The 14563-nt window shown below is 47.3% G+C and carries 11 protein-coding genes; 10 read left to right on the plus strand and 1 reads right to left on the minus strand.

Going from position 1 to position 14563, the window contains the following annotated elements; genetic code table 11:
- The 7 genes from KVT36_RS03100 to rhaM all read left to right on the plus strand — a co-directional run.
- The coding region (locus KVT36_RS03100) for an SDR family NAD(P)-dependent oxidoreductase (RefSeq protein ID WP_217602038.1) at nt 1–787 on the plus strand (787 nt) is incomplete at its 5' end.
- 173 nt (nt 788–960) lie between these two features.
- Nucleotides 961–2235, plus strand: a complete 1275-nt coding sequence (locus tag KVT36_RS03105; protein WP_217602039.1) for a TIM barrel protein — start codon at nt 961–963, stop codon at nt 2233–2235.
- A 212-nt stretch (nt 2236–2447) separates the two neighbouring features.
- Nucleotides 2448–3824, plus strand: coding sequence for an FGGY-family carbohydrate kinase (locus tag KVT36_RS03110; protein ID WP_217602040.1), 1377 nt, complete (start codon nt 2448–2450; stop codon nt 3822–3824).
- 160 nt (nt 3825–3984) lie between these two features.
- A complete protein-coding gene (locus tag KVT36_RS03115; RefSeq protein ID WP_217602041.1) occupies nt 3985–4719 on the plus strand; it encodes a (Fe-S)-binding protein in 735 nt (244 codons plus the stop codon).
- Nucleotides 4720–4828: 109 nt separating this feature from the next.
- Nucleotides 4829–6199: a lactate utilization protein B gene (locus tag KVT36_RS03120; RefSeq protein ID WP_217602042.1), complete on the plus strand. Its 1371-nt coding sequence runs from the start codon at nt 4829–4831 to the stop codon at nt 6197–6199.
- Nucleotides 6196–6786, plus strand: coding sequence for an LUD domain-containing protein (locus KVT36_RS03125; RefSeq protein WP_217602043.1), 591 nt, complete (start codon nt 6196–6198; stop codon nt 6784–6786). The genes KVT36_RS03120 and KVT36_RS03125 overlap by 4 nt, the downstream gene beginning before the upstream one ends.
- A gap of 129 nt (nt 6787–6915) precedes the next feature.
- Complete coding sequence (gene rhaM / locus KVT36_RS03130; protein ID WP_217602044.1) at nt 6916–7227, plus strand: L-rhamnose mutarotase; 312 nt, start codon at nt 6916–6918, stop codon at nt 7225–7227.
- 21 nt (nt 7228–7248) lie between these two features.
- Here rhaM and KVT36_RS03135 read toward each other — a convergent pair whose 3' ends face one another.
- The gene (locus KVT36_RS03135) at nt 7249–8271 is read right to left on the minus strand and encodes a GntR family transcriptional regulator (RefSeq protein ID WP_217602045.1); all 1023 of its coding nucleotides are present in this window, start codon (nt 8269–8271) and stop codon (nt 7249–7251) included.
- 1064 nt (nt 8272–9335) lie between these two features.
- On the opposite strand from KVT36_RS03135, the gene KVT36_RS03140 reads away from it, so the two are divergent.
- The 3 genes from KVT36_RS03140 to KVT36_RS03150 all read left to right on the plus strand — a co-directional run bounded on the left by KVT36_RS03140 (nt 9336) and on the right by KVT36_RS03150 (nt 14542).
- The gene (locus KVT36_RS03140) at nt 9336–11261 is read left to right on the plus strand and encodes a nucleoside-diphosphate sugar epimerase/dehydratase (protein ID WP_217602046.1); all 1926 of its coding nucleotides are present in this window, start codon (nt 9336–9338) and stop codon (nt 11259–11261) included.
- Between the two features lie 176 nt (nt 11262–11437).
- Entirely contained in the window at nt 11438–12145 is a 708-nt protein-coding gene (locus KVT36_RS03145) for a polysaccharide biosynthesis/export family protein (RefSeq protein WP_254639825.1), read from the plus strand.
- Nucleotides 12146–12148: 3 nt separating this feature from the next.
- Nucleotides 12149–14542 carry a tyrosine-protein kinase gene (locus KVT36_RS03150; RefSeq protein WP_217602048.1) on the plus strand — a complete coding sequence of 798 codons (2394 nt, stop codon included), beginning with the start codon at nt 12149–12151 and terminating at the stop codon, nt 14540–14542.
- The last annotated feature ends 21 nt before the right edge of the window (nt 14543–14563 follow it).

The raw sequence follows: 14563 nt of genomic DNA on the forward strand, positions 1-14563 counted from the left end.
GTTGCTGGAAGAAGCCAAGCTGCAGCGTATGCCCAAGCCCAAACCACTATCAGGCCGTATAGCCCTGATCACAGGCAGCGCCGGTGGTATTGGTAAAGCTATCGCTAAAAGGTTTGCAGATGAAGGCGCCTGTGTAGTGATCAATGATAATGATGCAGGCCGCCTGGAAGCTGCCAAAGCAGATTTTGGCAAAGGTTACAGCAGCGATGTATTTGCTACTGCTGTACTGGATGTAACCAGCAGCGCAGATATCCGTAATGCCTTTAAAACCGCTGCCCTGGCCTTTGGCGGGGTAGATCTGGTGGTGAACTGTGCCGGCCTTTCAATATCCAAACCCATTGAAGAACATACGGAGAAAGATTGGGACCTGTTATATGATGTACTGGTAAAAGGCCAGTTCCTGGTAACACAGGGAGGCGTTGAGATCATGCGTAAGCAGGATATTGGCGGCGATGTGCTGAACATTGTAAGCAAGAACGCATTAATGTCAGGCCCCAACAATGCCGGTTATGGTTCTGCCAAAGCAGCGCAGCTGCACCTGAGCCGTTTGAATGCAGCGGAGCTGGGTAAAGATCGTATACGCGTAAACGTAGTGAACCCGGATGCCGTTATTGCCGACAGTAAAATATGGGAAGGCGCCTGGGCCGAAGGCCGCGCCAAAGCCTATGGCATTAAGGTAGAGGAGCTGCCCGGCTTCTATGCCAAACGTACCCTGCTCAATGAAGTAATCCTCCCGGAAGATATTGCCAGCGCCTGTTTTGCCTTTGTAGGCGGCCTGCTGAATTAATCCACCGGCAACGTACTCAATGTGGATGGCGGCGTAGCTACCGCCTTTGTGCGCTAGGCTTTTAATTAATAATGAATAATGAAGAATTAATAATCACGCGAGCAAGTATTGACACTATTATTAATTCTTCATTATTCATTGTTTAATGGTTAACTTAATAAAAATGCTTCGTTATGAAACTCTCCCAGCACCAGATATCCTCTTTTAATGATGATCTTCTGAAAGATCACGCCAAAGCTTTTGCTTATACCGCCGAAAAAGTTTCCGATATACAATATGTGCTGCAACGTTTGCAGGAATTCCAGGTAGCCATTCCCAGCTGGGCGCTGGGCACAGGTGGTACCCGCTTTGGCCGTTTTTCCGGCGGAGGCGAGCCGCGTAATCTGGAAGAAAAGATAGAAGATGTAGGCCTGCTGCACGCGCTGACCCGCGCCAGCGGCGCCATTTCCCTGCATATTCCCTGGGACATCCCGGGAAATGCCCCTTCCATTAAAGCGCTGGCAGCTCAGCACGGACTGCGTTTTGATGCGGTGAACTCCAACACTTTCCAGGACCAGCCGGGACAAAAGCACAGCTACAAATTCGGCTCCCTGCACCATACGGATAAAGCAGTGCGCAAACAAGCCATTGAGCATAATATTGAAGTTATAAAATACGGTATTGAGCTGGGCTCCGATGCGCTGAGCCTCTGGCTGTCAGACGGTTCCAACTTCCCGGGACAGCTTAACTTCCGCCATGCCTTTCAGCGTACCCTGGAAAGCCTGCAGGAAATTTATGCTGCGCTGCCGGACCAATGGAAACTGTACATAGAGTACAAATGTTCCGAACCCAATTTTTACTCCACCACCATTGCCGACTGGGGCCAATCCCTGATGCTGGCCAATAAGCTGGGCAGCAAAGCGCTTACCCTGGTAGATCTGGGCCACCATTTGCCCAATGCCAATATTGGGCAGATCGTAGCGCTGTTACTGATGGCAGGCAAGCTGGCCGGTTTTCACTTTAATGATTCCAAGTACGGGGATGATGATCTGACCGTAGGCAGCATTAACCCTTACCAGCTGTTCCTTATTTTCAATGAGCTGGTAGAAGGTATGGATGCCCGCAGCATGAACCACGCTTCAGACCTTGGTTGGATGATCGATGCCTCCCACAACGTAAAAGATCCGCTGGAAGACCTGCTGCAATCTGTAGAAGCCATTATGATCGCCTACGCACAGGCCCTGCTGGTAGATACCAAAGCCCTGGAAGCTGCCCGCCAGTCAAATGACGTGGTAACAGCCCAGGACATTCTGCAGGAAGCTTACCGTACGGATGTACGCCCGCTGATAGCGCAGGCCCGCATGCTGAATGGTGGCGCTTTGCAGCCGGTACAGCTTTACCGCAGCTTAAAAGTGCGCGAGCATCTGGTGAAGGAAAGAGGAGCTAAGACGGTAGCCACAGGGCTGTAATTCGGGTACAATTCGGCTGCAACCCGGGTGATATTCGGGTGCAACCAGGGTATCACTAGGGAGAGACTAGGGATTCACCAGGGAGCGGCATGAGTGCGGCACGGGAGACACTCGGGAGAAACCCGGGGTAAAAGCATAGTTAGAGCGTAGGTAAAAGCGTTCTCCACCCGTGTGAAAGGCATATCAACTTAGGGTAATTTAATGTAATTGGCATGGAAAAGGGACCAGAAAGGCTACCTGTAATAGCAATATTAGACATTGGCAAGACCAATAAAAAACTGTTCCTCATAGACGAGCATTACCGCATTATATGGGGAAATAATTGCCGTTTCCCTGAAATAACTGATGAGGATGGGGATGCCTGTGAAGATGTGCAGGCCCTTACTCAATGGGTGCACAGTAGCTTGCAGGAAATGCTGGCCATGCCGCAGTACCGGGTAAAGGCCATCAATTTCTCTACTTACGGCGCCAGCTTTGTGCTGATCAATGAACAGGGCAAAGTAATAGCGCCGCTATACAGCTACCTTAAACCTTTCCCGGACGATCTGCAAAGTAAGTTTTTTGCGCAATATAACCAGCAGCAGGAGCTGCCCGGTATAACGGCATCGCCTATACTGGGTAGTTTGAACTCTGGCCTGCAGTTGTACCGGCTAAAGTATAAACAGCTGGAGCTGTTTAAGAACATCCGGTATGCGCTGCATTTGCCGCAGTATGTGAGTTTCCTGGTAACAGGCCATGCCTGTACGGATATTACCAGCATTGGCTGCCATACTATGTTATGGAACTTCCGGGAGCAGCAGTACCATCAATGGGTGCAGCAGGAAGGTATTGCGGATAAGCTGCCGCCCCTGTGCCCTTCAGATGAAGTAATGCCGGTAAAGCTGCATGGCGGCGCTTACCAGGTGGGAGCGGGCCTGCACGACAGCTCCGCCGCGCTTATTCCATACCTGGCCAGTTTTACAGAACCCTTTGCATTAATATCTACAGGTACCTGGTGTATTACCCTGAACCCATTTAATGATAGCCCGCTTACAGCTGAAGAGCTGCAGCAGGACTGCTTATGTTACCTGGCTTACCAGGGCGCGCCGGTAAAGGCCTCGCGCCTGTTTGCCGGTAATGAGCATGAGCTGCAAACCCAACGGCTGGCTACCCATTTCCAGGTGGCGGCGGATTATTACCGGCAGGTAGAATTTGATCCGCTGATCATACGCCGTCTGCAAGCACCTGAGGCGCCTGTATTAATTGCTTTCGCCGGCCGTTCCCTGGCCGCTTTTCCTGATTATGAAACAGCGTATCACCAGCTTATGCTGGATCTGGTGGCTGCTCAGCAACAATCCACACAACTGGTTATTGACAATACGGCTGTGAAGCGTATTTTTGTAGACGGTGGCTTCAGCAAAAACCCATTATACATGCACCTGCTGGCAGCAGCATTTCCAGACCTGGAAGTGTATGCAGCATCCGTGGCGCAGGCTACGGCAGTAGGGGCAGCGCTGGCCATTCACCGCCACTGGAATACCCGCAATTTACCGGGAGATCTGGTAGAGCTGAAGTATTTTAAAGCAGAAAGCCCAAAGCAGAAAGCATAAAGCTTTGAGCGAAAGGCTCAAAGCAAAAAGGATATAAGGCAATCAGCTTTTAGCTTTCCGCTCAAAAATACCCGGCAATCAGCTTTGTGCTTTATGCTTTCTGCTACAAAGCAATCAGCTTTGTGCTTTATGCTTTACGCTTTCCGCTCAAACAAAAAATATGAAAGTAGGATTATTCATTCCCTGTTACATAGATCAGTTTTACCCACAGGTGGGTATTGCTACATTACAGTTACTGGAAAAGCTGGGATGCGAGGTAGGGTACCCTTCCGGGCAAACCTGCTGCGGACAGCCCATGGCTAACTCAGGGTATGAGCACCTTACCGATGGCTGCAACCGGCTGTTCACCGACAATTTCAAATCATACGACTATATTGTAGGGCCCTCCGGCAGCTGTGTGCTGCATGTTAAGGACCACCTGCATGTAGCGGATAATGAAACCGCCGCCACGCATATACGGCAAAACATTTACGAGCTTTCAGAATTCCTCACAGATGTATTGCAGGTAAAAAGCCTGCGCGCTAAGTTCCCGCATAAAGTAGGCGTGCACCAAAGCTGCCACGGGCAGCGCGGTCTGCACGTATCCCAAATGACGGAGCTGGTAGGCCCGGCCTTTTCCAAACCTTTGCAGCTGTTAAATATGGTAGATGGTCTGGAGCTGATAGAGCTGGACCGTAAGGATGAGTGCTGCGGTTTTGGCGGCACCTTTTGTGTGTTTGAAGAAGCTGTATCGGTAAAGATGGGTAAAGACCGTGTAGCCGATCACGTGCATCATGGCGCCGAATACATTACTGGTAATGACGTAAGCTGCCTGATGCACCTGGAAGGCATTTTACGCAGGCAGCAAAGCCCGGTGAAAGTATTACACCTTGCAGAGATCCTGAATAATGAATAATGTGCTCCTGCACCGGTATTTGCTAAAAAGCTACCATCAATAGGCATAATACTATACCAGGGCATTCATAAAATTCAGCACATTAGCATATTAGCACATTAGAAAAATTATGAACACCGCTATAAAAGATCACGCTGAGCTGGCCGAAGCATTTAATGCCAATGAGCCCCGGGTGAACTGGCATGATGAAACGTTGTGGTGGGTACGCCAGAAGCGCGACAAAATGGCCTGGAGTTTACCGGAATGGGAAACCCTGCGGGAAACCGCTTCCCTCATTAAACACAATGTGCTGGGCAACCTGCATGCTTACCTGGAAGAGTTTGAGCGCAATGCGCAGCAGAACGGCGCCATTGTACACTGGGCCGCAGATGCAGAGGAGCATAACCGTATTGTGCTGGAGCTGTTACAGCAGCAGGGCGTAAAACGCATGGTAAAAAGTAAATCCATGCTTACGGAAGAATGTCATTTAAATCACTATCTCGCTGATCATGGAATTGAAGTAATTGATACAGACCTGGGCGAACGTATTGTACAACTGGCGAAGGAACCACCCAGCCATATTGTGCTGCCCTGTATCCATAAAAAGAAGGAGGAGATAGGGGACCTGTTCCATATTCACCTGGGCACACCGGCCGGTAATGCTGATCCGCAGCTGCTTACTGCTGCTGCCCGTTTGCACCTGCGCTCAGAATTTATACAATCCCGCGTAGCTATTACCGGGGTTAATTTTGCAGTAGCAGAAACAGGGGAGATGGTAGTATGCACCAATGAAGGTAATGCTGATATGGGCGCTCACCTGGCCGATGTACATATTGCCTGCATGGGTATTGAAAAGCTGATACCGCAGCGCAAACACCTGGGCGTATTTCTGCGGCTGCTGGCCCGCAGTGCAACCGGCCAGCCTATTACCACTTACAGCAGTCATTTCCGCACACCCAAACCGGGGCAGCAATTACATATTGTATTGGTAGATAATGGCCGCAGCCGGCAGCTGGGGCGCGAGGATTTCCGCAACTCCCTGAAGTGTATCCGCTGCGGGGCCTGTATGAACACCTGTCCCGTGTACCGCCGTAGTGGCGGGCATAGCTACCATAATGCTATTGCAGGTCCTATCGGGGCTATACTGGCGCCCAACCTGGATATGAAGCAGTATGCTGATCTGCCTTTTGCATCTACCTTATGCGGCTCCTGCTCCAATGTATGCCCGGTGAAAATAGATATTCACCAGCAGCTGTATAAATGGCGGCAGGTATTGGTGCAGGATGGGCAAACCAAGGCGGCTAAAACTGCGGGCATGAAAATAATGACCACCGTGCTTTCCCGCCCCGGCCTGTATAAGTTTGCAGGTAAAATGGCGCGCTGGGTAATGCGTGTTGCACCTGGCATGGTGAACAACCGTTTTAATCCCTGGTACAAACAACGTGAGCTGCCGCCACCGCCCGCAGAATCATTTGAAACGTGGTATAAAAAGAACCGATGAGTAACAGCAGAGATAAGATAATGGCCGCCGTAAAACAAAATCAGCCACCAGCCAGCCAGCTGCCTGACCTGGCGCCTTTAATAAGCGGTGCACCAGCCAGTCTGGAAGCTTTTCGTAAAGTAGCGGAAGGCATGGGCAGCCATCTGCTGGAAGTTACCGATGAAGCAGAGATCCCGGCCTTGCTGCAGGAACATTACCCGGATATGGAGCAGGTGATCACCACCGATCCCTTATTACATGCACGCGCCGCCACTTTTGACTGGCTAACCGGTGATGGCCGCCAGCTGCAGCAGGCCGACCTGGCCATTGTAAGAGCGCAGCTGGGCGTGGCAGAGAACGGGGCCTTATGGCTCACAGAAAAAGAGCTGCAGGTGCGTGTACTGCCTTTTATTGCGCAGCACCTGGCTGTAGTGCTGGACATAAATACCATTGTACCTACCATGCATCATGCCTATGAAAAAATAGGCGGCCCGCAAACCGGCTTCGGCGTATTTATAGCCGGCCCTTCCAAAACAGCCGATATAGAACAATCACTGGTGCTGGGCGCACATGGCGCAAAAAGCCTGACGATCATTATAAAGAAATAGTAAGAAATAGTAAAGAAATCAGTAAACAGTAGCAGTAATTGCAGGATGCTTTAAAAAGCAAAAGGGTAGGGTCCACAGGCCGTTTTTCCTGTTCCAGTTTCTATGCTTCACTCTTCATTCCATACGTTTATGAAAACAGCCTTCAAAATGCAGCTTAAACCCGGCTTTGCCGAGGAATACCGCAAACGCCATGATGCAATCTGGCCGGAGCTGCAACAATTGCTGAAACATAGCGGTATCCACGATTACACCATTTTCCTGGATGAAGCTACCCATACGCTCTTCGCCGTTCAGCAACAATCCGGTACCGGCTCCTCCCAGGATCTGGGCACCAATCCCATCGTACAACGCTGGTGGGCCTACATGGCCGACATTATGGAAACCCATTCAGATAATTCGCCTATCAGTACTCCCTTAATAGAAATGTTCCATATGGAGTAAGCATAACGCGGGAGCCAACTCTCAAAGAGAATTCCGCAATATCAGCTTAAACGGGTTCTTTACCCGCTCCGCACCCTTCTCCAATATCATCTGCGCCGCAGTGATGCCCATTTGCTCATGATCGGTAGAGATCACGGTAATACCATCCAGCAGCACCTCTTTCAGCAGCGTTTCATTATAGGATACGATCCCTACATCCTTACCGATCGTTAAGGAATTATTCCGGCATATCTTCACCAGGTTCACCAGGTCCGTTTCCTCTATTACAATAAAAGCCTGTCCGGCTTTAACAGGAGCGCTCATTTCCAGGCCATCTTCCATTACGGAAAAATTGAAATCATGCATACGGCAAAAGTACTGGAACCCTTTGCGGATCTCCGGCGGGTAAGGCATAATGTTGCCGGGGTTCACAAATACCAGGCTGTTATATTTTTTCAGGGAAGGCAGGGCCTCATATAAAGCTTCGTAAATATCCTTTTCAAAGTTCTGGAACACCCCGGCATATCTGCCGCCCAGCTCCGGCAGGTCTTTATCCAGCAGTACCAGCTGTTGCACCGGGATCTGCCGGATGATCTGCAGCACCCTTTCCGGCTGCTCATAAAAATGCGGCATGATCACATAATGGTCATAATCACCCAGGTGGTTGCTGATCAGGCTATCAAATAGCTGTACGTTGCTGTGGTGTATGTGCAGGTCTACAAACACCCCTTCGCCCAGGGTTTTTACAAAAGCATTGTAGATCTGTTTTTTATAGTTGCTGATCTTATTAAATAGTAGCAGCACCCGTAGCGGCATATTTACATCCGTACGGTATATAAAATAGCCTTTACCCTTTACGGACAGGATCACTTTTTTATCGCGCAGCTCTTTATAGGCCTTTTCCACCGTACCCCGGGACAGCAGGTATTGTTCGCTGAACTCATTGATGGAGGGGATCTGTTCATCTCTCCGCAGATCGCCGTCCCGTACCGCAGCCATAATGGAATCTACAATTTGCAGGTACACCGGAACTTTGCTGTTGGTATCTATATGCAGCGGTTTCATGGTTGAAATATAGTGAAAAGCGCCAAAGGGGAAAAGCCGCCTTTCACTTTTCGGGTTTTCGATCGTCTTAATATAATTAAAATTATCATTATGATGATCGGGCCCTGGATCAGCAGTTAAGCATGACCGGCAATAAGGATCGGGAATGTTTTTCTGAAGAAACAGACCGTTTTACAGTGAAGGTGAAAGTCTAATCTTGTAAATATCTTAATCAGTTGTTAACGGTTAATAGAACAAGCGGCTGTTAAAAACAGTTTAGTGCAGGTAGATAGCAGTAGCATGATCCATGTTATAACACCGGATAAGGTATTTTCAATAAGATTACAACTGAGTATAAACTGGTTGTGTAACCCTGTTATAACACCCGGCAGGCACTCCTTCTATAACCCAACAACACACTTATTATTCCTAATAGCTATAAATGTGCTTTGGTGTGATAGCTTTAAATTTTTTTTGTTGTTATTATTTTAAACAATAAGTAAATTAGTATTGTTATAACTACCGATACGCTAACTACCGAGTACAAGTTTAAGCCACGTGAAAAGCTGACGGGTGTTGTTTTAGCAAGATGACGCTCTTCTGCAAGCAACCTATTGTCCATTTCCCTACCGATTATACTTACTGTCAAAAAATGTTAAAAGGGCTATCAGGCAATTTGCGCCTTAGTGTACATAATGCGCAAAGTGAGTAATGATGCACCTTGGTAAAGAGAATGCCCCTTGCTCTAACATTGATATTATATTTAATAGATATTTTAAATTAAAAGATTTATCAGTGATCAATTTCATTAACGAAACTTTTAACTTTAATACGTAGTATTGCAAACAGGAATACTGGCCCCCAATCCACGTTTACAGGGCATTATGAGAGTTTAGCATGGGGTCCTGGTTATGAAAAAAAGGGATATATACTGTTACAATGTTGGCAAGCAAAAAAGTTTCGTTAACTAAATCTTGATTATTGAAATACTATTGATATAACATGGGGTATGTCACAATCACTCTATGTATACCAATAAGAAATAGCTATGATCAAAATATAGTTCTAACCTCATCTATTTAAAAATGGTAAAAAAGTCTTGGATCACCCCTTCATGGCTTATACTGTTATTGGATCTTATGTACGCAGGCGCAGCAATGTTATTTGCTTTGCTGTTGAGATTAAACTTTGACCTGGATGCATTCAGGAACTATCCTTTAAAGGATATTTTCAGCATAGTCGTCGGCGTTACATTCGTATTCTCTCTGTTGTTACGTACCTACAAGGGCGTAGTGCGTTACACCAGCATAGCAGATATAGGCCGCATCTCCGGTTTAAGCTTCGTGTGTTCGTTAGTGTATTATAATATAGAGAACATTAAGCTATTAAATGAAGGGGCTATGATCTTCCCCTTGTCTGTGATTGTCATTAACTTCTTTATCAGCATTTTTACCTGGTTATCTTATCGTTTAATAGTTAAATGGTTCTTCCGGTTCTACTGGCGTGAGCGTAATGAAAATAAGTTCAGGGCTGCCATCTATAACACCAGCCATTCCGGTGTAATGGTGCGCAAAATGATCAATGAAGATAATAATGCGAACATCCGGGTAGTAGCCTTTCTTGAAAATACCAGCGTGCTTACCGGCAGGCGGCTGGAAGGGTTACCTATTTATGCAGCCTGCAGCGCCTCTTTACAGAAGCTGGTAACGCAGGAGCGTATTAAGCTGCTTATTATAGCAGATGAGCAGATAGAACCGGCATTGCTGAATGAGCTGGTAGACCAGTGCGCGGCGCTGAACATACGTGTGCAAAAGGTATTACCCGTAGATCAGTGGATCAGCGGCGGCTGGAACAATACGCAATTAAAAGACATCAATATTGAAGACCTGCTGGAACGGTCCGTTATTAATATCCAGAACCAGCAGGTTAGCCGTAGCTTAAAAGGCCGGTACGTATTGGTAACCGGCGCTGCAGGCTCTATTGGCAGTGAGCTGGTCCGACAGCTGATCAAGAATACGCCTGCCGCTATTATTATGTGCGATAATGCAGAATCAGCCCTGCATGAGCTGGAGCTGGAAGTGGCAGAAACTGCGCCGGAAATACCTGTGGTGCCCTTTATTGGAGATGTATGTGACCGTAACCGCATGCAGCAGCTGTTTGAAGTGTATGCGCCCACAGTGGTATACCATGCCGCGGCCTACAAACATGTGCCCATGATGGAAAAAAATCCATCCATTGCCGTTACTAACAATGTAAGAGGTACGAAAATACTGGCAGAGCTGTCTGTAGAATATGAAGTGGAAAAGTTCATCATGGTATCTACAGACAAAGCAGTGAATCCCACCAACGTAATGGGCGCCTCTAAAAGAATAGCAGAGATCTTTATACAATCCTACAACCGTTACCTGCACGATACCTTTCAGAAGAATGGTACTTTAGGAACTACACCGCCTACCCGTTTTATTACCACACGTTCTGGCAATGTGCTGGGATCTAACGGTTCTGTTATTCCGCGCTTTAAAAAGCAGCTGGAAAATGGCGGCCCGCTTACGGTTACTCACCCGGAAATAACCCGTTACTTCATGACCATTCCCGAAGCCTGCCAGCTGGTGCTGGAGGCCGGCGCAATGGGAGAGGGCGGGGAGATCTTTGTTTTTGATATGGGCAAGCCCGTTAAGATTGCCGACCTGGCAGCAAAAATGATCCGGATGAGCGGACGTGAGCCGGATAAAGATATCCAGATCCTTTTCACCGGTTTACGCCCCGGCGAAAAGTTGTACGAAGAGCTGTTAAATACAGCAGAAAATACCCGTCCTACCTATCACGATAAAATAATGATAGCCAGCGTGCGGGAATATGATTTTGTGGAAGTATCGGAGCTGATCAAAGAATTGCTGAATACCGCACATGAACATTATATAACACCTACGGTAACCCTCATGAAAAAGCTGGTGCCGGAGTTCATAAGCCGCAATTCCACCTTTGAGCAGCTGGACAAAATGAAATTATAACGTAACAGGTGTAATAACCCACCCATCAATAAGTTAATTTAAAAAGAGGCATGATTAGACAGGGTAATAGCTTAGGCATGAGCATAAAAATATGGATGCAGCGTTTTATTGGATTAATATTTTGTTTGTATTGTTCATCCTGTTCAACTCCAAAGAATGTTACTTACTTCCAGGATATGCCGGATACCGCAAAATATAGGACGGTGACCATGGCCACCTTTAATACCCCGGTTATACAGCCGGATGACATACTACAGGTATCCATACAAACCCTAGACCCTAATGCAACAGCGCTGTTAAACCAGCAGAATACCGCCAACTGGTCTGTGTCGGCAACCAGCCCCAGTGGCAGCACGGGTGCCGGTGTGGTGGCCGGCTACCTGGTGGATAAGGAGGGGTACGTAATACTACCCCTGATCGGGAAGGTAATGGTAAAAGATAAAACCACTGACCAGGTACGGGATGCCGTACGTACCAAAGCCGCTGAATTTTATAAAGACCCGGTAGTGAATGTACGTTTTGCAAACTTTAAGATCACGGTGCTGGGTGAGGTAACCCGGCCCGCCTCTTATGTAATGCCAAATGAAAAAATAACGCTGCTGGATGCCATTGGCGCTGCCGGAGATCTTACCATCTACGGCCGGCGTGAAAACGTATTGCTGATAAGGGATAATAATGGCAAAAAGGAGTTCATACGTTTTAATCTCAATAACAGCCAGCTATTTACCTCGCCTTATTACTATCTGCAACAGGGCGATGTGGTATACGTAGAGCCCAATAAGTCAAAAATAGCGTCTACAGACATGGCTCAGGTAAAGAGAATATCTATTATGGCAACTGTATTAACCCTTTTAATAGTAGTTGCATCAAGAGTTAAGTTTTAGTTTATGAATGAGAAAACACAGGTTAACGGGGTGAATGGCATGGATGCCATATTCCATAACGATGATGCACAGGATACGGCTGTTGATTTTAGGAAAACCCTCGACCGGATTATCCGTCATTGGTATTGGTTCCTGTTGTGTAGCATCCTGGGCCTTTTTCTTTCCTGGTTATACCTTCGATACACAACACCCAGCTATAAAATAAAAGCAAAACTATTGGTGCAGGATGATCAGAAAGGGAGCGATTTGCCCGGAGAGGAAATACTAAGCCAGCTGCAGATGTTCAACAGTAAAAACAGCGTGGACAATGAAGTGGAGATATTGAAATCCCGCTCGCTGATGGAAAAAGTAGTAAGGGATATGGAGCTGAATACCACTTACTTTGTAGAAGGCCGGGTAAAAAGGACAGAACAGTTTGTAAAGCTGCCCTTCACTTTTCACTGGCTTGCCCAGAAAGATACGCTGGATGAAGTAAATTATGTGCTGAAGCCATTAAATGAAAAAGAGTTTGCGCTAAGCTGCAAAGACTTTTCCCGGAAGGCCGCATGGAATGATACTGTGCATCTGCCGGAAGGTATTGTATGGATCAGCCGGAAGGATATTTTTCCATTGCTGAGTAATGAATACCATGTAAAAGTACAGTCAATAGATAATACGGTTAGTCAGTATCAGCAGCTGTTGGGTATTGATATTCCCAATAAACAGGTAAGCACCATTGATCTGGGGCTAACAGCCACCATTCCCGCAAAAGGGGAGAAAGTGCTGAATAAGCTGCTGGATGCCTACCTGCAGGCCAGTGTAGAAGATAAGAACCGGATAGCAGACAGCACTATTTCCTTTATAGATAACCGCCTGGTAATAGTAAGCGCTGAGCTGGCCGGCGTGGAAAAAGATATTCAGCAGTTCAAACAATCCAACCAGCTGGCTAACCTGGAAGAGCAGTCTAGGGTGTTGGTAACCACCACCGGCGATCTTTCCAAACAGCTTACCGAACAGCAGGTACGTTTGAGCATAGTAGAAACGCTGGAACAATATATCAGGGATGAACAGAATAATAAGCGGGTAGTACCCTCTTCCTTAATAGTCCAGGATCCTACTTTTATAAGCCTGATTGATAAGTATAATTCCCTTCAGTTGGAGCGGGAAAGAGCGCTCCTGTCTAATACTGAATCCAACCCGTTTGTACAGAATTTAACGCAGCAGCTGAAGGGCCTGCGCACTGATCTGCAGAATAACCTGGCATCACTGAAACAGGGTATTGAGGCCGGGCTTGCAGGGTTGCAACGTAATGCGAATGTAGTTAGCAGTGAGATCCGCAGTGTACCGGGTAAAGAACGTATTTTCCTGGACTACTCGCGGCAGCAAACTGTAAAGCAGGAGCTATATTTATTCCTGATGAAAAAACGGGAAGAATCCGCCATCTCCAAATCATCCAATATAGCCATTGCAAGGATCATAGACCGTGGGAAAAGCGAACCACTGCCCTTTAAGCCCAAGCGTACATTAACCTATTTGGTGGGACTGATAGCCGGTATCCTCTTATTGTCCGCCTGGCTGTATTTGCGGGAGCTTTTAAACCGGCGTGTTACTGATAAGGAAGATATTACTAAAAATACTCCCGCACCCATCCTGGCAGAAATAGGACATAATGCAAACCATGAAAGGGTAGTGGTGGAAAAAGAATCCCGCAGCCCTATTGCAGAGCAGTTCAGGGCTATGCGCACCAACCTGCAGTTCATACTCTCCGGTAAAAAAGAGAAGGTGATACTGCTTACCTCCAGCATGAGCGGGGAAGGTAAATCCTTTGTAGCCACCAACCTGGCGGCCGTACTGGCCCTGTCGGGCAAAAGTGTGGTATTAATGGAAATGGACCTGCGCAAGCCTAAAATATCCCAGATGCTGGGGCTTCCCAACCAGGTAGGGTTCAGCACCTATGCTATTGGAAAGGTATCGCTGGATGAGCTGATAAAACCTTCCGGTATCCACGACAATTTCTGGTTAATACCTTCCGGGCCCGTTCCGCCTAACCCGGTAGAGCTGTTGCTGCTGGAACGCACAGAGCAGCTTTTCGCGGAGCTGAAAGAGCAGTTTGATTATGTGATCATAGATACAGCCCCCATTGGCCTGGTTACCGATGCTCAGATCCTGGGGCGCTTTGCAGATACAACGCTTTACCTGATCAGGCAGGGCTACACATTTAAACAACAGGTGCAGTTAACAAAGGAACTATATCAACAGCGGAAGCTGCCTAAGATCAACTTAGTAGTGAATGACATAAAAGCAAAGGATGGTTACGGATATGGATACGGCTATGGTTATGGATATGGCTACGGTTACGAGGAAACGGGCACTGTAAATGTATTCACAAGAATAAGGAATACACTGGTACGGAAATAACAATAAATACCTCCTTACAAT

The organism is Chitinophaga sp. GbtcB8, from assembly GCF_019091455.1.
Classification (GTDB): domain Bacteria; phylum Bacteroidota; class Bacteroidia; order Chitinophagales; family Chitinophagaceae; genus Chitinophaga.

Coding starts and splice junctions, on each gene's coding strand:
- rhaM (WP_217602044.1), top strand. CDS start 6,916: ATGAAAACAGCCTTCAAAATGCAGCTTAAACCCGGCTTTGCCGAGGAA.
- KVT36_RS03105 (WP_217602039.1), top strand. CDS start 961: ATGAAACTCTCCCAGCACCAGATATCCTCTTTTAATGATGATCTTCTG.
- KVT36_RS03150 (WP_217602048.1), top strand. CDS start 12,149: ATGAATGAGAAAACACAGGTTAACGGGGTGAATGGCATGGATGCCATA.
- KVT36_RS03115 (WP_217602041.1), top strand. CDS start 3,985: ATGAAAGTAGGATTATTCATTCCCTGTTACATAGATCAGTTTTACCCA.
- KVT36_RS03140 (WP_217602046.1), top strand. CDS start 9,336: ATGGTAAAAAAGTCTTGGATCACCCCTTCATGGCTTATACTGTTATTG.
- KVT36_RS03120 (WP_217602042.1), top strand. CDS start 4,829: ATGAACACCGCTATAAAAGATCACGCTGAGCTGGCCGAAGCATTTAAT.
- KVT36_RS03110 (WP_217602040.1), top strand. CDS start 2,448: ATGGAAAAGGGACCAGAAAGGCTACCTGTAATAGCAATATTAGACATT.
- KVT36_RS03135 (WP_217602045.1), bottom strand. CDS start 8,271: ATGAAACCGCTGCATATAGATACCAACAGCAAAGTTCCGGTGTACCTG.
- KVT36_RS03145 (WP_254639825.1), top strand. CDS start 11,438: ATGCCGGATACCGCAAAATATAGGACGGTGACCATGGCCACCTTTAAT.
- KVT36_RS03125 (WP_217602043.1), top strand. CDS start 6,196: ATGAGTAACAGCAGAGATAAGATAATGGCCGCCGTAAAACAAAATCAG.